This is a genomic window from Streptomyces sp. NPDC088261 (assembly GCF_044740805.1).
GTDB lineage: Bacteria > Actinomycetota > Actinomycetes > Streptomycetales > Streptomycetaceae > Streptomyces.
Map to the genome: position 1 here is coordinate 369,807 of NZ_JBIURL010000002.1, position 22,944 is coordinate 392,750.

The window sequence follows — 22,944 nt, forward strand, 5'->3', positions numbered from 1 at the left end:
AGGGGTCATCATTTCGTCAGAAATTCGGTTGCCCCGTCCGTGATCCTTCACGCACGATGCCGCGCATGGGCGCACGGCCGCGGGGATCGCCAAGGAGGATCGCCAAGGAGACGGAGGACGTCGTCCAAGCGGGCGGTTACCCGGCGGAAGACGGCCCTGACGTGCGGATACGCTCCGCGCTCGACGCGGTACTGGCCGGTACGGAAATGTACGGCCCCGAGCCGCTCGGCGGTTCACCCGGTCGGGTGCCGGCGCGGTCGCGGTGCTGGACTTCTCCTCTGCCCGGAACCCCGGAGGCGGGTATCTCCACCGACCGGGTGATTCACTCACCCGGGGTGCCGGTCCTCCGCGACGACCGGGGGCGCTTCCCGGCCGCCCCGGCTCAGTTCCAGCCGTACCGCAGCCGCAGCGCGTGGACGACCAGGCCGAAGCGCTGGCGGTCCAGGGCGCACGCCTCCCGGCGCATCCCCTTCTCGTGGACGCGGATCACCCGGTCGACCGCCACCCACGACTCACGGCCCGCGCGGTCCCACGGGCCCACCCCGATCGGCACCCAGTCCCGGTCGCCGTCGTGCCCCTTGCTGGAGAGCTGGACGGCGAGCAGCGTGCCGGCCGCCTCACGGGCGACCACCAGGACCGGGCGGTCCTTGCCCCGGCCGTCGTTCTCCTCGAACGGCACCCAGGTCCAGACGATCTCGCCCGGGTCGGGGTCGCCGTCGTGTTCCGGGGCGTACGAGGTGCGGACCTCGCCCACGTGACGGGGATCGGCCTCGGTGGTGGCGGAAGGGCCGGTGCGGCCGGGGAAGTCACGGTCGGGCTCGGGGGCACGGGAGTGCGAAGAGGTCGTCATCCGGATGACGTTAGAACGTGCCGCCGGGAGCCCGGTGCGCGGGGCGCGTTGTCAGTGGCGTCTCGTAGCGTTCTCCCTGTCGGACACGGTGCGTACGGAGCGCCGGGGTCCATTTCGGGGAGGGAACCGCCATGTCTCGTACCACCACGTATCTGGAGCTGTCGCAGGACGGCGAAGGAGCGCACAAGTTCTACGAGGTGACCGTGGACGGGACGGTCGTGTCGGTGCGGTACGGACGCATCGGCGCGAGCGGGCAGGTGCAGACCTCCTCCTTCCCCACCGAGGCGAAGGCACAGGCCGCGGCGGCCAAGAAGATAGGCGAGAAGGTCCGCAAGGGATACGCGCCGGCGGTCCAGGGGCAGCGCGCCGCGCGGTCGGTGACGCGCCGCCAGGTCACCTCGGCGCCCTCCACGGCCCGGTCCGTGGCGCCCGTGCTGTGGCGGTTCAGGACCGGCGCGGCGGCCTTCGGGATCCATGTGGACGAGGACCGCTGCTGGGTGGGGAACCAGTCCGGTGACGTCTACACGGTCAGCCACGGCGGTGAGGTCCTGGCGCGCTACAAGCTGCCCGACGGCGTCAAGTGCCTGGTGGCGGACGACTTCTGGATCTACGCGGGATGTGACGACGGCAAGGTCTACGACCTCTCCTCGAAGCTCCCGTTCGCGGCGTACGACATCGCGGCGGACGTGGACATCTTCTGGCTGGACATCCACGAGGGGGTGCTGAACGTCTCCGACGGCGCCGGCGGCCTGACGGTCATCGACCACGAGGACGAGTACCAGTGGGCGCGCAAGTCCACGGGTGGCCACGGCTGGATGGTCCGCGCCGACGAACGGGCCGTCTACCACGGGCACCACAAGGGCGTGACGGCCTACGCGCCGGACGGCTCGGGCGAGTTGTGGCACACACCGACGCCGGGTCAGGTGCTGTTCGGCTGGCAGGAGGACGCGTCGGTGTACGCGGGCACGGCGAAGAACGTCGTGCAGCGGCTCTCCAAGGCCACGGGTGTGGTGGAGGCGACCTTCCGCTGCGACACCGCCGTGTACGCGTGCGCGACCGCGCCCGGCGGCCGGTTCGTCTTCGCGGGCGACAGCTCGTCGTCGGTGTACTGCTTCGACGCGGACGGCACCCGGCTGTGGAAGCTCGGGACGGGCGGCGGCTCGGCGCTGTCCATGCAGTTCTTCGACGACAAGCTGTACATGGTCACCACGGACGGCTCGCTGGTGTGCGTGGACGCGAGCCCCGCCGCCGTCGAGGCCGCCCAGCAGGGTACGGTCCCGGTCGCGGCGGACATCAAGTCGGCGGCGGCGCTGCCCACGTACACCCCGGCGGCCACGATCGCGACCGTCACCTCGCCGCCGGCCGGCGGGGTGGTCGTGGAGTGCGTCCAGGACGGGTCCCGGCTGCGGGTCCACGTCGTCTCGGACGGTTTCGAACCGTCGTGGAACGTCCAGTTCCCGCGCGGGATGCGCCAGGCGGGCACGCGGTACGTGGTCGACGCGCTGCACCCGGCGTCGTCCGGCTTCTACCGGGTGCGCGGTGAGATCAGGAGGCTGGTCTGACGGTGTACGTCCACGTTCCGTACGTCTCCCGGGGGCGGGCCTGGCCGCCCGGCTCCACGGCTCTCCTCACCTCGCTCCGCGCGGCCCTGCTCTGTCTCGCGCTGCTGCTCACCGGGTGCGGCGGCGGTTCCGGCGAGGGTGCGGGCGTGGGCGCGGACGAGACCTCCCGCGCCGGTCCCGGGGTGCGCCCGCCCCGCGCGGGGCATCCGTTCGACTACCAGCTCGGCGGTCCCTACGACCTGCCCGCCGGGGTCTCCACGGTAGTACGGGACCGTACGGCCGCGCCCGCCCCCGGCGCGTACTCCATCTGCTACGTCAACGCCTTCCAGGCCCAGCCCGACGCCGTGGGGTGGTGGCGCGAGCACCATCCGGACCTGCTGCTCCGCGACGCGGCCCACGCGCTCGTGGTGGACGAGGAGTGGGACGAGCCGCTGCTGGACGTCAGGACCGCCGACCGGCGCGCGCGGCTGGCCGGGATCGTGGGCGGCTGGATCGACGGCTGCGCCGACCGGGGGTTCGACGCCGTGGAGGCGGACAACCTGGACTCGTACCTGCGCTCCGACGGGCTCATACGACGCGGCCAGGCGATCGCCTTCGCCCGGCGGCTCGCCGCCCGGGCCCATCGCGCGGGCCTGGCCCTCGGGCAGAAGAACGCGGCCGAGATGACCAGGTCCCGCGACAGGATCGGCTTCGACTTCGCCGTCGCCGAGGAGTGCGCGCGCTACGACGAGTGCGACGCGTACGCGCGGGCCTACGACGACGTGGTGCTGGTGGTCGAGTACCGGAAGGAGGACTTCGTACGGGCCTGCCGGCAGTGGGGGAAGCGGCTGTCGGTCCTGCTCCGGGACCGCGACCTGGAACCGGCGGGGAGGCCCGGGCACGTGGTCGCGCGCTGTCACGCGTGAGTCCCGGCCGAGATGCGGTCCGTACCCGCGTCCGGAGAATGAGAGGTCACAGCCGGACGGACCGGACGGACCGGATGGACCGGACAGAAACGGGAGTGTGCCCATGGCCGAGGGCAGCGGGACCCCGAACGGCACCGCCCACCTGTCGCCGCGCGAGCGCGCGGACCTGGGCCGGGCGGCCCGCAAGCGGACGCCCCGGTCGAGCCACGGGGTCTACGAGGCGCCCCCGGCGCGGCGGGACCCCGTGCACGTGATCGAGGAGCAGTCGGCGTCCCGGGTGCCCGAGCTCGTACCGATCCGGTACGGCCGGATGACGGAGTCGCCGTTCCGCTTCTACCGGGGCGCGGCCGCCGTCATGGCCGGGGACCTGGCCGGCACCCCCCGCTCCGGGTTCACCGCCCAGCTGTGCGGGGACGCGCACCTGCTGAACTTCCGGCTGCTCGCCTCTCCCGAGCGGCAACTGGTCTTCGACATCAACGACTTCGACGAGACGCTGCCCGGCCCCTGGGAGTGGGACGTCAAACGGCTCGTCACCAGCCTGGTGATCGCCGGCCGCGAGAACGGCTACGCCCCACAGGTCCGGGAGGACATCGTGCGCGCCACGGTCCGCTCGTACCGCGAGAGGACCCGGCTCTTCGCCGGCCAGGGCAACCTCGACGTGTGGTACGCCCGGGCCGACGCGGACCAGATCAAGGCGCTGGCGGACCGCAGACTCGACAAGCGGGGACGCGGGCGGCTCACCAAGGCCCTGTCCAAGGCGCGGACCAAGGACAACCTCCAGGCGTTCGAAAAGCTCACCCAGGTGGTCCGGGGGGAGCGCCGGTTCGTGTACGACCCGCCCCTCGTCGTCCCCATCGAGAACATGCTGCCCGGCGCCGAACGCGACGAGGTCGAGCGGCAGTTGCGCGAACTGGTCGCCCGGTACGGCGAGTCGCTGTCCACGGACCGGGCGCACCTGCTGCGGCAGTACCGCGTGGTGGACATGGCGAGGAAGGTCGTCGGGGTGGGCAGCGTGGGGACCCGCTGCTGGATCATCCTGCTCCTCGGCAGGGACGGCGAGGACCCGCTGATCCTCCAGGCCAAGCAGGCCGACGCGTCGGTGCTCGCCGAGCACGTCGGCGCGAGCGTGTACGACAACGAAGGGCAACGGGTCGTCGCGGGCCAGCGGCTCATGCAGGCCGTCGGTGACATCTTCCTCGGCTGGGACCGGGTCGTGGGCCTGGACGGCGAGCGACGCGACTTCTACGTACGGCAGTTGCACGACTGGAAGGGCATCGTCGTGCCGCAGATCATGGTGCCGGGCGGCATGCGCGCCTTCGGCGAACTCTGCGGCGCGACCCTGGCCCGCGCGCACGCCCGGTCCGGGGACCGGATCGCCGTCGCGGCGTACCTCGGCGGGGGCGACACGTTCGACCGCGCCCTGACCGGGTTCGCCGAGAGCTACGCGGACCAGAACGAGAGCGACCACCGCGCCCTGGTGGAGGCGGTGCGGACCGGCCGCGTACGGGCGGAGGACCCGGCCTGACCGACGCGCCCCGGACCGGCCCGCCGGAAAGTGAACCGAACGGGCGTTGAGTCATCTTCTCTTGAATTGCGTACTACCCAGGAGCACTTCGCCGGATCACGCCGCGAACCCGCCTGGAAAGGTGCCGAGAGCGATGAGTCAGCCCCCCGAGCGCGCCGTTCCGACCAGTACCGACGTCGCGCGACGGGCCGGAGTCTCCCGGGCCACCGTCTCGTACGTCCTGAACAACGCCGCGGCCGTCCGGATCAGCGAACCCACCCGCCGCAAGGTCCGCGAGGCCGCGGACGAACTGGGCTACGTGCCGCACGCGGGCGCCCGCAGCCTGCGCTCCGGACACACCCGGATGGTGCTCCTGCCCTCCGCCCACACCCCCGTCGGCCCGCTCTACAGCACGTTCTTCAACGAACTCCAGTGGGCGCTGCGCCGCCTCGACTACACCGTGGTGCAGTACGGCAGCCTCGGGCTCGACGGCGACGGGGCCGCCCGCGCCTGGGCGGAGCTGCGGCCGGTCGCGGTCGTCTCGCTCGGCGAGATCTCCCTGACGCCGCACGGCGTGAACGTCCTCAAGCGCTCCGGCGCGAAGGCGGTCATTACCCTCGGGCCGCAGCGGGTCGCCGGCGCGCACGCGCTGGTCATGGACCAGCGGGAGATCGGCTGCGGGGCCGTGTCCCACCTGATCGAGCGCGGCCGGCGCCGCATCGGCGTCGTGATGCCGGAGGAGCCGGGCCTCGGGCTGTTCTCCCAGCCGCGACTGGCGGGCGCCCGGGCCTCGGCAGCGGCGTCCGGCGCGCACGTGGAGCCCGTACCGCTCGCGTACACGGAACAGTCGGCGGCAGCCCTGGCCGCGCGGTGGCGCTCGCTCGGCCTGGACGGCGTGTACGCGTACAACGACGAGTACGCGATGCTGCTGATGCGGGCGCTCCAGGACGAGGGGATCGGCGTCCCGGGGGACACCTCGGTGATCGGGGCGGACGATCTGCTGCTCGGCCGGCTGCTGCGGCCGCGCCTTTCGACCGTTCGGGTGGATCTGGTGACCGGGCAGCGGCTGGCGGAACTGGTGGACCGAGTCGTCCGCGACCCCGGCGGTGAACCGGAACGTCACGATCTGATGGGGGCCCGGGCCGTACCCCGCGAATCCAGCTAGCCTCACCCCCATGACGATCGTGCCGCAGCGCTTCGAGATCCTGCTGGTCCCCGAGTACGCCGAGGGCCACGAGGGCCCGCAGGAGCCGGCGAGCGCGCTGCGGTCGGCGGTGGTGGAGGCGACGGGCGACCTGGGCGCCTCGGGATACCCGCGGTACGCGGGCGAGGGCATGGAGGCCGACATCGACGCGGAGACGCGGACGGTGGAGGCCTTGCTCGTGGACGGCGAGGAGCTGGACTACGGCCTGTCGGCCCTGGTGGTCGACGCGGTCTAGGACGGACGCCCTCCTGGGCATACGAGAGGGGACGGGCGCCGCCCGTCCCCTCTCACCCGGATCCGCATCCGGCCCGGCACCGCCGATCAGGCGCCTTCGGCGCCCTTCGCGTCCGCCTCGGCCACCGACTTGCGCACCTCGTCCATGTCCAGCGCGCGGGCCTGGCCGATCACGTCCTCCAGGGCCGTCTCGGGCAACGCGCCCGGCTGCGCGAACACCGCGACGTTCTCGCGGACGATCATCAGCGTCGGAATCGAACGAATGTCGAACGCGGCGGCCAGCTCCTGCTGCGCCTCCGTGTCGACCTTGGCGAAGACCAGATCTCCGTGACGCTCCGACGCCTTCTCGTACACCGGCCCGAACTGGCGGCACGGGGCGCACCAGGAGGCCCAGAAGTCGATGAGGATGAAGTCGTTCTCCGACACGGTCCGGTCGAAGTTCTCCTTGGTGAGTTCCACAGTGGCCATGACCTGATACCTCTTCCTGCTCTCCGGGGGAAGCCGCCAGATGGAACGGTGCGTGGCACCGCCGTATTCCATTCCTCAGTCCGTTCCTCGACCGTTCCCCACGACCATGTGGCCATGTCAGGGGTCCGGGACCAGACTGACCCCATGAGTGAAGCTATGCAGTACGACGTCGTGGTGCTCGGTGCCGGACCCGTCGGGGAGAACGTGGCCGACCGGGCCAGGGCCGCGGGGCTGCGCACGGCGGTGGTGGAGAGCGAACTGGTCGGCGGCGAGTGTTCGTACTGGGCCTGCATGCCCAGCAAGGCGCTGCTGCGTCCGGCGATCGCCCGGGCGGAGGCGCGGAAGCTCCCCGGGTTGAGTGAATCGGTACGGGGCCCCCTGGACGCCGCCGCGGTGCTGGCGCGCCGGGACGAGTTCACCTCGCACTGGAAGGACGACGGCCAGGTCGGCTGGATCGACGGCATCGGCGCCGACATCTACCGCGGCCACGGCCGGCTCGACGGCCCGAAGAAGGTGGTCGTGAAGGGCCCGGACGGTACGGAGCGGGTGCTCACCGCGCGCCACGCCGTCGCCGTGTGCACCGGCACCCGCGCCGTGGTCCCCGACCTGCCGGGCGTGGCCGGGGCCAAGCCCTGGACCAGCCGCGAGGCGACCAGCTCGCAGCACGTCCCCGGGCGGCTCGTGGTGGTCGGCGGCGGCGTGGTGGGGGTCGAGATGGCCACCGCGTGGCAGGCGCTGGGCTCCCGGGTGACGCTGCTGATCAGGGGCGGCGGGCTGCTGCCGAAGATGGAGTCCTTCGCCGGGGAACTGGTCGCCGACGCGCTGACGGAGGCGGGCGCCACGATCCGTTACGGCGTCTCCGTCGCGTCGGTCGAGCGCGACGGCGGCACGGGCCCGGTGACGGTGGTGCTGGACGGCGGCGAGCGCGTCGAGGCGGACGAGATCCTCTTCGCCACCGGGCGTGCCCCGCGCAGCGAGGACATCGGGCTGGAGTCGGTCGGCCTGCGCCCCGGCTCCTGGCTCACGGTGGACGACAGCTGCCTGGTCGAGGGCAGCGACTGGCTGTACGCGGTCGGTGACGTCAACCACCGGGCGCTCCTCACCCACCAGGGCAAGTACCAGGCACGGATCGCGGGCGCCGCGATCGCCGCCAGGGCCGCCGGGGTCCCGCTGCTGGAGACCGACCGCTGGGGCGCCCACGCCGCCACCGCCGATCACGCGGCGGTGCCCCAGGTCGTCTTCACCGACCCGGAGGTCGCCTCGGTCGGCCTGACCCTCGCGGAGGCGGAGGCGGCGGGCCACCGGGTCCGCGCGGTCGACTACGAGATCGGCTCCGTGGCGGGCGCGAGCCTGTACGGCGACGGCTACACGGGCCGCGCCCGCATGATCGTCGACCTGGACCGTGAGATCCTGCGCGGCGTCACCTTCGCCGGCCCCGGCGTCGGCGAGATGCTGCACTCCGCCACGATCGCGGTGGTCGGCGAGGTCCCGATCGACCGCCTGTGGCACGCGGTCCCGGCCTACCCCACGATCAGCGAGATCTGGCTGCGCCTGCTGGAGACCTACCGCGGCTGAGGCACGTACGGCGGAGGAGTCCGAAGGCCAACGGACGCCGACGGCCGCTGACGTCGACGCGACGACGTGCCCGCCCGCAGCCGACGCTGCGGGTGGGCACGTCAGCGTGATGTCGGGGACGCGGTGGGCGCAGTACGGGCCTTCGGCAGGACGTGGAGTCCGTAGCGGGCCCACAGCACGCGCTGGAGGAACAGTGTCAGCGTTCCCGCCAGGAACATTCCGGCGAGGTTGAGTCCGAGCTGACCGAAGGAAGCACCGACCTCGCTCCAGTGCGCCAGGGCTATCGCGATCGCGATGTTGCCGGCGGCCGGGACGGTGGTGACGGAGATGAACACCCCGACCAGTGCGGCGGACTTGCCGGCGGTCAGCGAGAGGATTCCGGCGATACCGGCCAGGACCGCGACGATGAACGACCACCGGTCGGGATGGATGATGAAGTCGGTGAGCGGCCGGTCGTCGAGCATGGCCGGGGTGATCCACCCCAGGCCGCGGCTCACCGCCGCGCAGGCCAGCGTGATCGTGATCGCCACGGAGAACCCGACGACCAGTGCCCGTGCGGCCGCGACGACCAGGCGCCCGTCGCGGCGCAGCGTTCCGAAACAGGCCGCCGCGACCGGGCCGAACTCCGGGCCGAGGACCATGGCGCCCACGATCAGGATCGGCTGGTCCAGCAGGGCGCCGATCGCCGCGATCTGGGTCGCCAGCGCCAGGAAGGCGAGGAACGCCCAGGTGATCCGCGTGTCCGAAGCGGTTCTGGCCGCCAGCTCGTCCCACACCACCGCGTCGTCGGGGTCCCCCGGAGCCACCTCCCCGGCCACCTCGGCCGCCGTCGAGATCGACAGATCCACCTGCTGGACCGAAACGCCCCCGGTGTCCTTCAGACCCAGGGCCCGCAACTGCTCCAGCACGTCGTTGGCCGCCTCCCGCGCCACCTCGAACTCGACCACGTCTCCCGCCGGCGACCGCGCCGCCCCGGGAAAGCTCACGACGTGGACGACCGCCGGGGAGCCGGCGGCGATCCGCAGCACGTCCTCCGTGGCGGCCGGAGGACTGATCACTCGTATATGCAGCACGTTGCGTATTCTGGCCCATGGCTAAACACCCGATGAATCTGTGCCGACGGGGTGGAAGGGCGGCGATCAACCCCCTTTCAGGGTCGGGTACATGGGTACCGGGATGAGGTGCGCAAACCCTTGACAGGGGAAGCGGGCGGGTCGACCATTCGTCAAACATCGGATGTAAGTGCGCGGTCAGGTCAGGCATTCGTCCAGGGAAAGGACCCGCCCGTGTCACCTCGAGGTTCCGTGTCACCACCCCGTTCGGTCGTGCGGAAGCTGCTGCGTCGGGTCGGGCCGGTCGTGGCCGCCCTCGGGCTGATGTCGACGGCGCCCGCGGTCCAGTCCGCCGATGCCGCGGCCGCCGTGACGCTCTACGCGTCACCGTCCGGGGGCGGTTTGGTCTGTTCCTCGTCGGCTCCGTGTTCTCTGTCCGGTGCCCAGCAGGCGGTACGCGCCCAACTCGCCGCCAACAGTTCCGCCGACGTCACCGTGCTGCTGGCCGACGGGGTGTACCGCCTGTCGAGCACCTGGTCCTTCGGGCCCGCCGACTCGGGTACACCGGGGCATCCCGTGGTGTGGAAGGCCGCGCCGGGGGCGCGTCCGGTGATCTCGGGGGCCACGAGGGTCACCGGATGGACGCAGAGCGGAACGAGCGGGGTGTGGTCCGCTCCCGTACCCGCCGGCAGCGACAGCCGTCAGCTGTACGTCGACGGCCGTGCGGTCCCGACCGCGCGGGCGACCCCGGCGAGCCTGGGATTCCGGGGCGCGTGGACCGGATCGTCCACGGGCTACACGATCTCCGCCGACCCGGCGGCGATGGCGTGGTTCGGGGCGCTGACCGCGAGCCAGGTGGCGGGCGTCGAGTTCGACTACCCCGGCGGCAACGGGCCCTGGACCGAGTCGAGATGCCGGGTGGCGAGCTTCTCCGCGGCGGCCGGGACGCTGCGGATGAGCCAGCCGTGCTGGACCAATGTGACCGCCCGGGCCTCCTACGCGCAGGCCAGCGGCGGTCTGCCGTCCATGTCGGTCCACACCATGCCCGCGCGCATCGAGAACGCGCGGACCCTGCTCGGTCCCGGACAGTGGTTCCTGGACGGCCCCGGCGGCACGCTCTCCTACAAGCCCACCGCCGGGCAGCAGATGTCCGCCCTCGACGTGGAACTGCCGCGCCTCGAAACGCTGGTCCAGGTCGCCGGTACGCTCGCCACGCCCGTGCACGACCTCACCTTCGGCGGACTCCAGTTCTCGTACGCGACCTGGAACGCGCCCTCCACCAGCGCCGGGTTCTCCGACGTGCAGAGCAACCTGCGGATCACGGGCGCGAACAACCAGGGCATGTGCAACTTCTCGACCCCCGCCGGGAGTTGCCCCTGGGGAGCTCTGACCCAGCCGCTGGCGAACGTCTCGGTCACCGCCGCCAAGAACGTCACACTCACCGGCAACCGGTTCTCCCAACTCGGCGGCGCCGGACTGGGCGTGAGGTACGGAGCGGTCAACACCCTCATCCAGGGCAACGAGTTCACCGACATCGCCTCCACCGCGCTCCTCCTCGGCTGCACGTACGACCCGCTGCCGACCGACCCGTCGGAAGCCGCGGGGATCAAGCAGAACTGCACGCCCAACGGAGCGACCGAGACCGCCACGATCGGCACCAACGAGATCCTGACCGGCACCACCGTCGCGGACAACGTCATCCATCACATCGGTACGGACTACTCCTCGGCCAGCGGCATCACCCTGCTGTTCTCGCAGCGCACCACCATCACCAGGAACAACCTGTACGACCTGCCCTACACCGCCATCACCGCCGGAGTCATCCAGGGGCACGTCAACCAGGCGACCACCCCGCAGAACACCACCAACATCAACAGCTCCAACACCATCAGCGACAACATCCTGCACGACTACCTGTCCGTCCGCAGCGACGGCGGCGCCGTCTACGTCGAGGGGCACCAGGCGCAGTACGTGTACCAGGCGGACGGGACGACGATCGACCCGGTGCAGACCCTGGCCAAGGGCCTCCAGGTCACCGGCAACATCGCGTACAACGGCCCGACGACCAACTTCACCTACTACGACGACGCGGGCGCGGAATGGGTCAACTGGCAGGGGAACGTGGCCTTCGGCGCCGGCGACAGCTCGCAGGGCGGGTGTAGCCCGACCGGTCACCTCTGGATCACCGGCAACTACTTCTCCGCCCGCATCCAGTCGTACCCCTGCGCCCAGCCCGTCGACACCCATGCGAGCGGGAACACGACCATCCCGGCGACCCCCGGGCCGACCCACATCCCCAACGGTCTGCTCCGGGCCGCGGGCGCGGGGTCCGGGTCCTTCGCGCCGGTCCTCTCCGTTCCCGCGCGGATCTTCTACGTGTCGCCCACGGCCAACGCGACCCAGGTCCTCGTCGCCGGTGAGGGCTTCGGCCCGGCGACGCCGGTGTACATCGGCACCACCCAGGTCGGCAACGTGACCCGGCTGTCCAGCGGATTCATGATCGTCCCCATTCCGGCCGGCACCTCGGCCGGGCAGATCTCCGTCACTCCGCAGGTCCCCGGAACCATCCGGCTCAACGACGACGACGGCGGGATCACCTACAACGGGTTCTCCTACGCGGGCGGCCGCTCCTACGGCGACTACCGGAACGACGTCCACTACGCGACGGCCAACGGGTCGACCGCGTCGGTCACCTTCACCGGCACCAAGGTCACGGTGTACGGCGAGCAGAACACCGACCAGGGGAACATCGGCATCAGCGTCGACGGCGGACCGCAGCAGGTCGTCAGTACGCTGCCGACCGACGGCGTACGCCATGCGAACGTCGCCCTGTACACCTCCGGTCAGCTCTCCTCCGGCACCCATACCGTCGTCGTGACCAAACTGTCCGGTCAGTACAGCACTCTCGACGGTTTCCTCGTGTGAACGAACGGCTGCCCCCTGCCGCGCGCGGCAGGGGGCTCGCCGGTGTCATGAGAGCCGGTGTCATGGGAGCCCTATGCTTCGGCGTCGACCCAGCTCATCAGCTTGCGCAGCTCCTTGCCCGTGGTCTCCAGCAGGTGCTCGGAATCCTGGGCCTTGTACGTCCCGTACTTCTTGAGGCCGCCGTGGTACTCGTCCATCCAGGTCTGGGCGAAGGATCCGTCCTGGATCTCGGCGAGGATCTTCTTCATCTCGGCCTTGGTCTGGTCGGTGATGATGCGGGGGCCGGTGACGTAGTCGCCCCACTCGGCGGTCTCGGAGACCGACCAGCGCATCTTCTCCAGGCCGCCCTCGTACATGAGGTCCACGATCAGCTTCAGCTCGTGCAGGCACTCGAAGTACGCGATCTCCGGCTGGTAGCCGGCCTCGGTCAGCGTCTCGAAGCCCGCCTTGACCAGCGCCGCCGTACCACCGCAGAGCACCGCCTGCTCACCGAACAGGTCCGTCTCCGTCTCCTCCTTGAACGTCGTCTTGATGACGCCGGCGCGCGTCCCGCCGATCCCCTTCGCGTAGGAGAGCGCGAGCGCGAACGCCTTGCCCGAGAAGTCCTGCTCGACGGCGGCGATGCAGGGCACGCCGCGGCCTTCCTCGTACTGGCGGCGGACCAGGTGGCCGGGGCCCTTCGGCGCGACCATCGCCACGTCGACGTTGGCCGGCGGCTTGATGAAGCCGTAACGGATGTTGAGACCGTGGCCGAAGAACAGCGCGTCGCCGTCCTTGAGCTGGTCCTTGATGGACTCCTCGTAGATCTTGCCCTGGAGCGGGTCCGGGACCAGGATCATGATGACGTCGGCCTCAGCGGCCGCCTCCGCCACCGACACCACGCGCAGGCCCGCTTCCTCGGCCTTCGCCCTGGACGACGAGCCGTCGTGCAGGCCGACGCGCACGTCGACCCCGGAGTCGCGCAGGGACAGCGCGTGGGCGTGGCCCTGGCTGCCGTACCCGATGACCGCGACCTTGCGGCCCTGGATGGTGGACAGGTCGGCGTCGTCCTCGTAGAACAGCTCGGCGGGCATGAGGGACTCTCCTCGGTCGGGGAACGTATCGGCTGATGTGGGGCAGAGGTTCGGGGGAAGAGCGGGGCGTACGAGCGGTGTCAGGCGCTCCGCGCACCGGCCGTCACCGGCGTCGCGGACGTCGCCAGGCGCATCGGACGCGCCTCGCGCACCGCGCGGTCGGCCAGCGCGCGGGACCCGCGGCCGATCGCGATCGCACCGGACTGGACCAACTCCTTGATGCCGAAGGGCGCGAGCATCCGGAGCATCCCGTCGAGCTTGGCGCCGGAACCGGTCGCCTCCAGGGTGACGGCCTCGGGCGAGACGTCGACGACCCCGGCGCGGAACAGCTCGGCGATCTGCACGATCTGGCCGCGCGTGGTGTTGTCGGCGCCTACCTTCACCAGGACCAGTTCGCGCTGGACGGCGGAGTCCGCCTCCAGCTCGACGATCTTCAACACGTTGACCAGTTTGTTGAGTTGTTTCGTCACCTGCTCCAGGGGCAGTTCCTCGTCGACCCTGACCACGATGGTGATGCGGGACAGCTCGGGGTGTTCCGTGGTGCCGACCGCGAGCGAGTCGATGTTGAAGCCGCGCCGTGAGAAGAGACCGGCGACCCGGGCCAGGATGCCGGGTGTGTTCTCGACCAGGACGGAGAGTGTGTGCTGGGACATGTCGGAGGGTCCTCTCAGTCGTCCGCGGAGTCGCCGAAGTCGGGGCGCACGCCACGGGCGGCCATGATGTCGTCGTTGGAGGTGCCGGCGGCGACCATCGGCCACACCATCGCGTCCTCGTGGACGATGAAGTCCACGACGACCGGGCGGTCGTTGATCGAGTTGGCCTTGTCGATGACCGCGTCCAGTTCGTCCGGGTTCTCGCAGCGCAGGCCCACACAGCCCATCGCCTCGGAGAGCTGGACGAAGTCGGGGACGCGGGTGCCCCGGTTGGTGGCGGAGCCCACGCCCAGGGTGGAACCGGTCGTGGCGTTGGTGGCGCCGTCGTGCAGGACGGTGTTGGAGAAGCGGGCGCCGTAGAACAGGTTCTGCCACTGGCGGACCATGCCGAGCGCGCCGTTGTTGATGATCGCGACCTTGATGGGGATGTTGTTCAGGGCGCAGGTGGTGAGTTCCTGGTTGGTCATCTGGAAGCAGCCGTCGCCGTCGATCGCCCAGACGGTACGGTCGGGGCGGCCGGCCTTCGCGCCCATCGCGGCGGGCACGGCGTACCCCATGGTCCCCGCGCCCCCCGAGTTGAACCAGGTGCCCGGCTCCTCGTGCGGGAGGAACTGCGCCGCCCACATCTGGTGCTGGCCGACGCCGGAGGCGAACAACGTCCCCTCCGGGGCGAGTTGGCCGACCCGCTCGATGACCTGCTGCGGCAGGAGCAGTCCCGGGTCGGCGGGCGGCTCGTAGCCGCGGCGGTAGGTGGCGCGCCAGCGGTCCAGGTCCCGCCACCACTCCGTGTACGCGCCGTACCGCCCGTCCTTGTGCTCCGCGCGTACGGCGGCGGCCAGCCCGGCGAGCACCTCGCGGGCGTCCCCGACGATGGGAACGTCCACCGCGCGGTTCTTGCCGATCTCCGCCGGGTCGATGTCGGCGTGCACGACCTTCGCGTACGGCGCGAAGCTGTCCAGCTTGCCGGTGACCCGGTCGTCGAAGCGGGTGCCCAGCGCGACGATCAGGTCCGCCTTCTGGAGCGCCGCGACGGCCGCGACGTCCCCGTGCATGCCCGGCATGCCCACGTGCTGCGGGTGGCTGCCGGGGAACGCGCCGAGCGCCATCAGAGTGGTGACCACGGGCGCCCCGGTCAGCTCGGCGAGGGTGCGCAGCTCCGCCGTCGCCCGCGCCTTGAGGACACCCCCGCCCACGTACAGCACCGGGCGCCGGGACGTGCTCAGGAGGCGGGCGGCCTCCCTGAGCTGCCCCGGGTGCGGGCGGGTGACGGGGCGGTAGCCGGGCAGCTCCCTGACGGGTGGCCAGCTGAAGGTGGTACGGGCCTGGAGGGCGTCCTTCGCGATGTCGACCAGGACGGGTCCCGGGCGGCCCGTCGACGCGATGTGGAACGCCTCGGCGATGGTCCTGGGGATGTCCTCGGCGTTCCTGACCAGGAAGTTGTGCTTGGTGATCGGCATGGTGATGCCGACGATGTCCGCCTCCTGGAAGGCGTCGGTGCCGATCGCCTTGGAGGAGACCTGGCCGGTGATCGCGACGAGCGGCACCGAGTCCATGTGCGCGTCCGCGATCGGGGTGACCAGGTTGGTGGCGCCCGGGCCCGAGGTCGCCATGCAGACCCCGACCCTGCCGGTGGCCTGGGCGTACCCGGTGGCCGCGTGGCCCGCGCCCTGCTCGTGCCGGACCAGCACGTGGCGCAGCCGGGTCGAGTCCATCATCGGGTCGTAGGCGGGCAGGATGGAACCGCCGGGGATGCCGAACACGGTGTCCGCGCCGACCTCTTCGAGCGAGCGGATGAGGGCCTGCGCCCCGGTCACCCGCTCGACGGCGGTGGCGGGCTGCGCGGTGGTACGGACCCGCAGGGGCGGGAGGAGGGCCGCGGGGGCCTGCTGCACGGTGTCTGGCATCGTCGGTTCCCAAAGTCCGTAGGGGTGGTGGCGAGGTCGTTCCGGTGTTCGGGGGCCGCGCGGAGGCGCGGCCGGGAGGTGCGTGCCCACCGCCGGGTGGGCACCGGAGCGGTGCGCCCGACGGACCGTGCGTTCGGGTCAGGGCGGCTTTCCCACCGCCAGGGGGGCCTCCCGGGTGTGCCGTACGACATCGAGGACGGAGAGCCGGTTGACGGTGGGGCCGCCGACGTCGAGCGTGCCGCGCACCGCGATCGCCGCCGCGTAGCCCCGGTCCACCGGGACGTCCAGCAGGGTCCAGCCGGACGGCGGGTACGGGCCCTGGGGGCCGCCCGAGCCGACGTAGTCGAGGGCGGGGTCGCGGCCCAGGCCCGTACCGAGGCCCTTCAGGTAGGCCTCCTTGCGGGTCCACAGCCTGGCCAGCGCCCGGGGCCGTAACTCCGGCGCCAGGGAGGCCAGTTCGGCCCGCTCGTCGACGTGCAGCATCGCGGCCAGCTCGGCGGTGCTCTCCTGGTCCGACACCAGTTCGACGTCGACCCCGATGGGGGCGGCCGCCGTACCGACGAGGGCCAGGTCGCCCCGGTGGGACAGGGAGAAGAACAGTTCGTGGTCCGTGTCGAGAACGGTCGGGCGGCCGTGCGGCCCACCGCAGCAGGGGCAGGTGTCCCGGCCGAAGTGGATCTCCTCGGGGCGCAGGCTCAGGTAGGAGCCGAGCAGCCGGCGGAGGGCGACGTGCGCGGCCGTGAACCGGGTACGGTCCTCGGCGCGCAGGAGGCTGGCGGCGCGCCGGCGCTCGGTCGCGTCGAGCACCTGGTCGTCCAGGATGCCGGTGGGGACATCCGAGACCCTCAGCAGCCAGAGGGCCGGTGAGCCGGGGGGTGGCAGCTCACGGACGACCCACGGCGGGGTGTGTTCCACGGGGTCTCTCCTGTTCGTACGGAGGGGACGTGCGGGTCGGGTCTCACGCCGGCTCCGGCGTGGCCGGCAGGTCCCGCCGTCCGCGCATCGGGCCGATCAGGAGCAGCAGCGGGGTCAGGGCGAGCCCCGCGCCCAGCAGCCACAGGGTGGGCCGCAGGCCGAGGGCGGTGCCGAGGATCCCGCCGAGCAGGGAACCGAAGGGAATCGCGCCGAAGTTGGCGACCGAGATGCTGGCCGAGACGCGGCCGAGCAGCTGCGGCGGGCAGTACCGCTGGCGGAACGCCCCCTGGATCACGTTGGCGAGCACGACACCCAGCGCGAGGATCGCGCTCCCCGCGACCAGCGCGGACAGCGTCCAGTCCCGTCCGGCCAGCGGGATCAGCAGGGCGAACGGGGCGCTGGCGGCGGTGGCCACCAGCAGGCCGCGGGCCGTGCCGAACCGGGCGGTCAGGTGTTTGGCGGTGGTGGCCCCGAGGATCCCGCCGACACTGCTGGAGGCGAGGAGCCAGCCGGTCGCGCCCTCGGGCACCCCGAGTTCCCGGATGATGAAGATCGGCAGGATCGCCGACTGGGCCGTCAGGAGCAGGTTGGTGGCGGTGCCGTACGCGGTGAGGACACGCAGGTACGGGTCCCCGAGCGCGTACTGGAGCCCTTCCTTGATGTCCTGCCGCAGCGCGGGGCGTACCTTCGGTTTCTCCGGGACCGGTTCCCTGCTGCGGATGGCGAGCAGGCACAGCGCCGAGACCAGGAACGTCCCCGCGTTGACGAGCAGCCCGGAGGCCGCGCCGAACGCCTGCGCCAGCAGACCACCGCCGCCGAGCCCGGCGACCTGGGCCACCGACTCGCTGCCCTGGAGCTTGGCGTTGGCCTCCTGAAGGTCCTCGCGGTCGACGATGGACGGCACGTACACCTTGTACGAGATCCCGAAGAACACCGCCGCGAAGCCGTTGAGCAGCGCCACCACCAGCAGGTGGGTCATGGTCAGGACGCCGAGCCACGCGGCCACCGGGACGCTCGCCAGGAGCAGCAGCGGCGTCAGGTTGCACAGGAGCATGATCGGCCGGCGCCGCATCCGGTCCACCCAGGCACCGGCCGGCAGGCCGATCAGCAGCCAGGGCAGCCAGGGCGCGGCGGCCAGCACACTCACCGCGAGCGTGCTCGCGTTCAGGGTCACCACCGCCACCAGCGGCATCGCGACCGCGGTGATGTTGATGCCGATGCGGTTGGTCGTCTCGCCGAACCACAGGAGCCGGAAGTCGCGGTGGCCCAGCAGCCCGCCGCGCGGGGGGCGCCCGCGCTCCCCGCCGGGGAGGCGTTCCTCCAGTTGCGCGGTCATGACGTCACCGCCTTGAGCACGGCCTGCGAGAGCAGGGTCTCCGCGTGTGACCAGCGCTCGCGCCGAGCCGTCAACTCCGCCCGCAGGGACGCGAGGTGCGTGTCGGCCTGGCGGATTCCCGCCGCCGTGGAGCCCGGTCCGCCGCCGTGCACACACGCCTCGGCGACCCGGTCGGGCGCCAGCCCGCCGTCCCCGACGGCGCCGGACTCCGCCGCGTCCACCAGGGACCGCCCGGAGTCCAGGGCGCCGAGGACCGTCTCGCCCACCAGGTGGTGCGCGGCCCGGAACGGCATCCCGTCCAGGACGAGCCGCTCCGCCAGGTACGTCGCCGAGGTGAACCCCGCCACGGCCCGGTCCGTCATCCGCGCGCGCTCCGGTTCCGTACCCGCCACCACCAGACTCAGCAGGGTCACCGCGTCGGTGGTGCCGCTCAGGCCCGGCCACAGGTGGCGTACGGCCTCCGTGCCCACCGCGATCGCGTTGGTGTAGCCGCCGGTCGTCATCGCGGACGCCGCCGACACGAAGGCGCCGAGGCTCGCCGTGGACCGGCCCTGGATGTGTTCGAGCAGGAACGGGTTGCGCTTCTGCGGCATCATCGAGCTGGACCCGACGAGGGTGTCGGCCACCCGCAGCAGCCCGAACTCCTCCGACGTCCAGGTGCTCAGGTCACGCCCCGCTCTGGCCAGCGTCACCCCGAGCACGGCGGACGCCGACAGCAGGTCCAGGACGAAGTCCCGGGAGGCCACCGCGTCGACCGAGTTGGGCGCGGCCGACGTGAAGCCGAGGAGTTCGGCGGTGCGCCGGGGGTCGATCGGGACGGACGTCCCGCCGATCGCCCCCGCGCCCAGCGGGTTGACGTCGAGCTGACGGCCCGCGTCGAGCAGCGCCTCGTACGCCCGCAGCACCGCCCCGGCGACCCCCGCCAGATAGTGCCCGTAGCTGATCGGGACGGCCGGCTGCCCGTGCGTGTACGCGGGCATGATCACGTCCTGGTACTCCGACGCCTTCGCCAGGAGGACGCCGGCCAGCCGGTCGACCGCGTCCAGCAGCGCCAGGTACGGCGTGCGGGTCTTCAGCCGGGTCGTGGTGGCGTTGAGGTCGTTGCGCGACCGGCCCGTGTGCAGGATGCCGCCCGTGCTGTCGCCCAACTGCTCGATGAGGCGGCCCTCGTACGCGAGATACACCCCGCGCGGCATGGGCGTCGCCCGTACCGGCGCGAAGTCCTGGCCGCGCAGCTCCTCGATCGCGCGCAGCAGGGCGCCGGCCCGCTCCGCGTCCACGATCCCGCACTCGGTGAGCATGATCAGGTGGGCCCGGTCGACCTCGCTGATGCAGCGCAGCTCCTCGCCGAGACCGTCGCCCGCCCCGTCCGGGAGGTACTGGTCGTAGACGATGCGGTGCGCCTCCGCGTCCAGCGCGGCCTTGAGCCGGCCGGTGTCGACACCCCGCGCCGCACCCGTCTCCGCTTCCGTACCGGTGGTCATGGGCGCGCCTCCGCTGGGCGGGTCGAGGGAGGGATCCGTGTACGAGACCGCCGCGCCCAGCAGGGCCACGGCCCGGTCGGCGGACTCGGCGGCCCGCCCCGCGTGGCCGGCGACGGCGATGACATGGCCGACCCGTCCCCGGAAGTCCTCGGCGGGGCCCACCCGTTCACCCTCGGCGCGGTACAGCACCGCCTCCACCGTGTCCGGCACCGCGCGGGCCCGGTCCACGGCGTCCGCCAGTACGGCGGCGGGGGCGAGGACCCCGTCCTGCCCGGACGTCAGGAACCGGATCGAGGCACGGGCGTACGCGCCCCGCCCCAGCTCCGGTACGCCACCGAGCGCGGCCTGCACCTGGGCGAGCACCAGGTCGATCCCGCACGCCCTGCGCACCAGTTCGGGGATCATGCCCCCGGCCAGCCGGGGGTTGACCTCGATGACGCTGACGGCCCGGGAGTCGGTCCCGGTCAGCCGCAGCTCCACATGGGCCGCCCCCCAGCCGAGCCCGAGGGCCCGTACGGCGGCCACCGCGGTCTCGCGCAGGGCGCGGTCGCGGTCCCCCGGCAGCGGGGCCGGCACGTCATGGCCGACCTCCACGAACACCGGCAGCGAGCCCACGTGCTTGGCGACCGTCACGACCGCCTCCGTACCGAACACCTCGACGGAGAACTCCGGCCCCGTCAGGTACTCCTCCACCAGGATCCGGCCCGGCACCGCGACGCCCCGCTCGTTGACGGTCGCCGTCAGGAGCGTCCCGGCGTGCGCGGCGACCTCGTCGAGGTCCGCGCAGAGCCGTACGCCCAGACTCCCCGAACCCTGCACCGGTTTGACCACCACGGGCAGCCCGATCTCCCGGGCCGCCTCCCGCGCGCCGGTGACGTCGGAGACCACGGCGAAGCCCGGCCCCCCCACCCCGGCGGCGTCCAGCGCCCGGCGCTGCCCGGCCTTGTCACGGCAGGCCCGTACGGCCTCCGCGTCCGGGCCCGGCAGCCCGAGGCGGCGCGCCAGCGCGGCGGCGGCCGGCACGTAGTACTCGGAACTCGTCAGGACGCCGACGACCGCGGCCTCACCGGCCAGCGCCCCGACGGCCGCCCACAGCGCCGCCTCGTCCGAGGTGTCCACCGTGACCGTACGCAGCCGGTCCTCGGCGGCGTACGGGTAGCGGCCCGGGTCCGCGCACAGCAGCACGGGCACCACCCCGAGGTCGGCCGCGCGCCGCGCGAACAGCCGCCCCGTACCGGTCGTGTTGCTCTCCACCAGGAGGAGCAGGCGCTCGCTCATGAGCCGACCGCCGGCATCACCACGTCGTCGAAGCCGCGGCGGGCCCACAGCAGCCGGGACCAGCCGGCCGTGGCGTCCAGCGGGTGCTCGACGGTCAGCGGGCCGCCGGGCGCGGGGGCCGGGACGATGCCCTGCTCGCGCAGCCAGGTGTCGTTGTAGACCGTGGACTGGTAGCGGTAGCCCTCGTCCGGCAGCACCATCACCACCGTGCTCCGCGGGTTGCGCTCCGCCCACCACGACGCCACCTGGAAGGACGCGCCGCTGGTCGGGCCCATGAACAGGCCGTGCGCGCGGTACAGCTCGTGGGTCGCGTGGAATGCCTCGGGGGCGGTCACCCAGTGCACCTCGTCGTACGCCCGGTGGGTGACGTTGCCCGGGTGGATGCTGCTGCCGAGGCCGCGCAGGGTGCGCGGGCCGTCCGGGTTGCCGAAGATGATGCTGCCGTGGGTGTCCACACCGACCAGGTGCAGCGCGGGGTCGGCGGGCCGCAGCGCGGCGGCGAGGCCGCCGGTGGAGCCGCCCGAACCGACCGGGCCCACCAGGCAGTCCACGGAGCCGACGGTGTCACCGATCAGGTCGGCGACGACGCTGTACGCCCCCGGGTTGTCGGGGTTGTCGTACTGGCCGGGGACGAAGGCGTCCGGGTGCCGGCGGCGCAGCTCCTCCACGCGGGCGAGCCGCGCGCCCTGGATGCCCCCGGGCTGGCCGGTGTGCTCGACGATCTCCACCGTCGTCCCGAGCATTTCGAGCCGCGTCCGCAGGTCCCGGTCGATGGCCGAGTCGCCCACGATGGTCAGCGGGTAGCCGCGCAGCCGGCAGACCATGGCCAGGCCCAGCGCGAACGTGCCCGAGGACGTCTCGATGACCGGCGTGCCGGGGGAGATGAGCCCCGCAGCCTCGGCGCGGTCGAGGATGTAGCGGGCGGGCAGCAGCTTCATCAGGGTGAAGGCCGCCGCGTAGAGGTTGTCGGTCACCTTGATGATGCGGGGCAGCTCGGTGGCCTCCACGATCGAGGAGTGAGCCCTCGTCAGGGGGGCGGAAGCGGCCGTCGTCGGGGTGGTGGGGGTCGTCGTCGTGAGCGTGGTCGTCGTCATGTCAGTCACCCGTTGTGTAGGTCCACTGCTCGTGAATTCCGAGCGCTTGCAGGAGGCGCTGTGCCAGGCCGGTCCGCTCCTCGGCCTCGGGGTCGTCCCGGTCGAAGAGCAGCCCCGCGATGTCTCCGCTGTGCGCCGCCTGCACCCCGAGCGCTCCGGAGTCCCGCGCGACGTTCCGGATCAGATCCAGCTTGGGGATGGGCAGATGACGCTGGTTGATCTCCGTGCTGGCCGTCGCCACCGACCCGAGCAGGGCGACGTCTTTCATCTGGATGGCCTCCCGGAGCATCGCCTGGAGCCGGGTGAAGAGGCCGATCTCCCCCTGGTCGTAGCGGGCCGGCGCGAAGGCCAGCGTGTCCACGCCCCGCCCGTCGTTCTCCGGGCGGGCGCCGAAGCCGAGGACCCGCATCGGCGGCATCCGGTAGCCGAAGTCCTCGATCACCGTGCCCTCGCGCTGGGCGAAGAGCACCGTCGACTCCTCGAACATCAGGGAGTCGGACGCGGTCTCCGCGCGTACCGCGATCCGGGCCACGTCCTGCGGCGGCAGCGGGCTGGTGAACGCGTCCTTGACGGCCCAGATGGCCGCCAGGACGTCGCTCGTCGACGAGCCGAACCCCCGGCACAGCGGCACGTCCCCGGTCAGTTCCAGATGACCGCCCACGGGCCCGGCGTCCGCCGGGGTGACGGCCCGCACGGCGAGTTCCGCCGCGCGCCGCGCCTTGCCCTTCCAGTCCGGCGTGACGGTGACCTCGGCGCCGGGGGCGGGGATGAAGGTCGCACGGGTCGCGTGGATGGTGCAGGGCAGAGTGACCAGACCGCGGGTGAGTCCACCGTCGCCGGTGAACACACCTTGCAGGATCTCGCCATGATGGACGGGGGCCGAAGCTACCCCGACACGCCAGTCGGAATGATCCACCATTTCCTTGAC

18 protein-coding genes and 1 pseudogene are annotated in these 22,944 nt (G+C 72.1%); 8 read left to right on the forward strand and 11 right to left on the reverse strand.

Annotation, left to right across the window (positions count from 1 at the left end; genetic code table 11):
• Positions 1-65: 65 nt before the first annotated feature.
• A pseudogene (locus ACIODU_RS05640) lies at positions 66-380 on the forward strand (TIGR02452 family protein); the annotation flags it as partial.
• A gap of 2 nt (positions 381-382) precedes the next feature.
• Here ACIODU_RS05640 and ACIODU_RS05645 read toward each other — a convergent pair.
• On the reverse strand, positions 383-850 hold the full coding sequence (locus tag ACIODU_RS05645; RefSeq protein WP_401764240.1) for a type II toxin-antitoxin system PemK/MazF family toxin: 468 nt from the start codon (positions 848-850) through the stop codon (positions 383-385).
• Positions 851-981: 131 nt separating this feature from the next.
• Here ACIODU_RS05645 and ACIODU_RS05650 point away from each other — a divergent pair, with 131 nt between their 5' ends.
• The 5 genes from ACIODU_RS05650 (at position 982) to ACIODU_RS05670 (ending at position 6,260) form a co-directional block, all read left to right on the forward strand.
• Complete coding sequence (locus ACIODU_RS05650) at positions 982-2,412, forward strand: WGR domain-containing protein (RefSeq protein ID WP_401764243.1); 1,431 nt, start codon at positions 982-984, stop codon at positions 2,410-2,412.
• 2 nt (positions 2,413-2,414) lie between these two features.
• A complete protein-coding gene (locus tag ACIODU_RS05655; RefSeq protein ID WP_401764245.1) occupies positions 2,415-3,317 on the forward strand; it encodes an endo alpha-1,4 polygalactosaminidase in 903 nt (300 codons plus the stop codon).
• Positions 3,318-3,420: 103 nt separating this feature from the next.
• Complete coding sequence (locus tag ACIODU_RS05660; RefSeq protein WP_401764248.1) at positions 3,421-4,842, forward strand: DUF2252 domain-containing protein; 1,422 nt, start codon at positions 3,421-3,423, stop codon at positions 4,840-4,842.
• A 133-nt stretch (positions 4,843-4,975) separates the two neighbouring features.
• On the forward strand, positions 4,976-5,986 hold the full coding sequence (locus tag ACIODU_RS05665; protein WP_356418840.1) for a LacI family DNA-binding transcriptional regulator: 1,011 nt from the start codon (positions 4,976-4,978) through the stop codon (positions 5,984-5,986).
• Between the two features lie 10 nt (positions 5,987-5,996).
• Entirely contained in the window at positions 5,997-6,260 is a 264-nt protein-coding gene (locus ACIODU_RS05670; protein ID WP_161309596.1) for a hypothetical protein, read from the forward strand.
• 86 nt (positions 6,261-6,346) lie between these two features.
• On the opposite strand, the gene trxA is transcribed toward ACIODU_RS05670, so the two are convergent.
• Positions 6,347-6,727: a thioredoxin gene (trxA, locus tag ACIODU_RS05675; RefSeq protein ID WP_356418836.1), complete on the reverse strand. Its 381-nt coding sequence runs from the start codon at positions 6,725-6,727 to the stop codon at positions 6,347-6,349.
• 144 nt (positions 6,728-6,871) lie between these two features.
• Here trxA and ACIODU_RS05680 point away from each other — a divergent pair, with 144 nt between their 5' ends.
• Entirely contained in the window at positions 6,872-8,302 is a 1,431-nt protein-coding gene (locus ACIODU_RS05680; RefSeq protein WP_401764252.1) for a dihydrolipoyl dehydrogenase family protein, read from the forward strand.
• A gap of 101 nt (positions 8,303-8,403) precedes the next feature.
• On the opposite strand, the gene ACIODU_RS05685 is transcribed toward ACIODU_RS05680, so the two are convergent.
• Positions 8,404-9,375 (reverse strand): DUF389 domain-containing protein, encoded by a 972-nt coding sequence (locus tag ACIODU_RS05685; RefSeq protein ID WP_401764254.1) that lies wholly within the window; start codon positions 9,373-9,375, stop codon positions 8,404-8,406.
• A 231-nt stretch (positions 9,376-9,606) separates the two neighbouring features.
• Here ACIODU_RS05685 and ACIODU_RS05690 point away from each other — a divergent pair, with 231 nt between their 5' ends.
• Positions 9,607-12,279, forward strand: a complete 2,673-nt coding sequence (locus tag ACIODU_RS05690; protein WP_401764257.1) for a hypothetical protein — start codon at positions 9,607-9,609, stop codon at positions 12,277-12,279.
• Between the two features lie 71 nt (positions 12,280-12,350).
• Here ACIODU_RS05690 and ilvC read toward each other — a convergent pair whose 3' ends face one another.
• The 8 genes from ilvC to ACIODU_RS05730 all read right to left on the reverse strand — a co-directional run bounded on the left by ilvC (position 12,351) and on the right by ACIODU_RS05730 (position 22,935).
• Positions 12,351-13,352 (reverse strand): ketol-acid reductoisomerase, encoded by a 1,002-nt coding sequence (gene ilvC, locus ACIODU_RS05695; RefSeq protein WP_401764259.1) that lies wholly within the window; start codon positions 13,350-13,352, stop codon positions 12,351-12,353.
• An 80-nt stretch (positions 13,353-13,432) separates the two neighbouring features.
• Entirely contained in the window at positions 13,433-14,005 is a 573-nt protein-coding gene (ilvN, locus tag ACIODU_RS05700) for an acetolactate synthase small subunit (RefSeq protein ID WP_356420386.1), read from the reverse strand.
• Positions 14,006-14,019: 14 nt separating this feature from the next.
• The gene (locus ACIODU_RS05705; RefSeq protein ID WP_401764262.1) at positions 14,020-15,909 is read right to left on the reverse strand and encodes an acetolactate synthase large subunit; all 1,890 of its coding nucleotides are present in this window, start codon (positions 15,907-15,909) and stop codon (positions 14,020-14,022) included.
• Between the two features lie 138 nt (positions 15,910-16,047).
• On the reverse strand, positions 16,048-16,824 hold the full coding sequence (locus ACIODU_RS05710; protein WP_401764265.1) for a 4'-phosphopantetheinyl transferase family protein: 777 nt from the start codon (positions 16,822-16,824) through the stop codon (positions 16,048-16,050).
• Positions 16,825-16,867: 43 nt separating this feature from the next.
• Positions 16,868-18,160, reverse strand: a complete 1,293-nt coding sequence (locus ACIODU_RS05715; protein WP_401764268.1) for an MFS transporter — start codon at positions 18,158-18,160, stop codon at positions 16,868-16,870.
• The gene (gene argH / locus ACIODU_RS05720; RefSeq protein WP_401764271.1) at positions 18,157-20,922 is read right to left on the reverse strand and encodes an argininosuccinate lyase; all 2,766 of its coding nucleotides are present in this window, start codon (positions 20,920-20,922) and stop codon (positions 18,157-18,159) included. Before argH ends, ACIODU_RS05715 begins: the two co-directional genes overlap by 4 nt.
• Positions 20,919-22,016 carry a PLP-dependent cysteine synthase family protein gene (locus ACIODU_RS05725; protein WP_202532261.1) on the reverse strand — a complete coding sequence of 366 codons (1,098 nt, stop codon included), beginning with the start codon at positions 22,014-22,016 and terminating at the stop codon, positions 20,919-20,921. The genes argH and ACIODU_RS05725 overlap by 4 nt, the downstream gene beginning before the upstream one ends.
• A 1-nt stretch (position 22,017) precedes the next feature.
• Entirely contained in the window at positions 22,018-22,935 is a 918-nt protein-coding gene (locus ACIODU_RS05730; RefSeq protein ID WP_401764274.1) for a kinase, read from the reverse strand.
• Positions 22,936-22,944 lie beyond the last annotated feature (9 nt).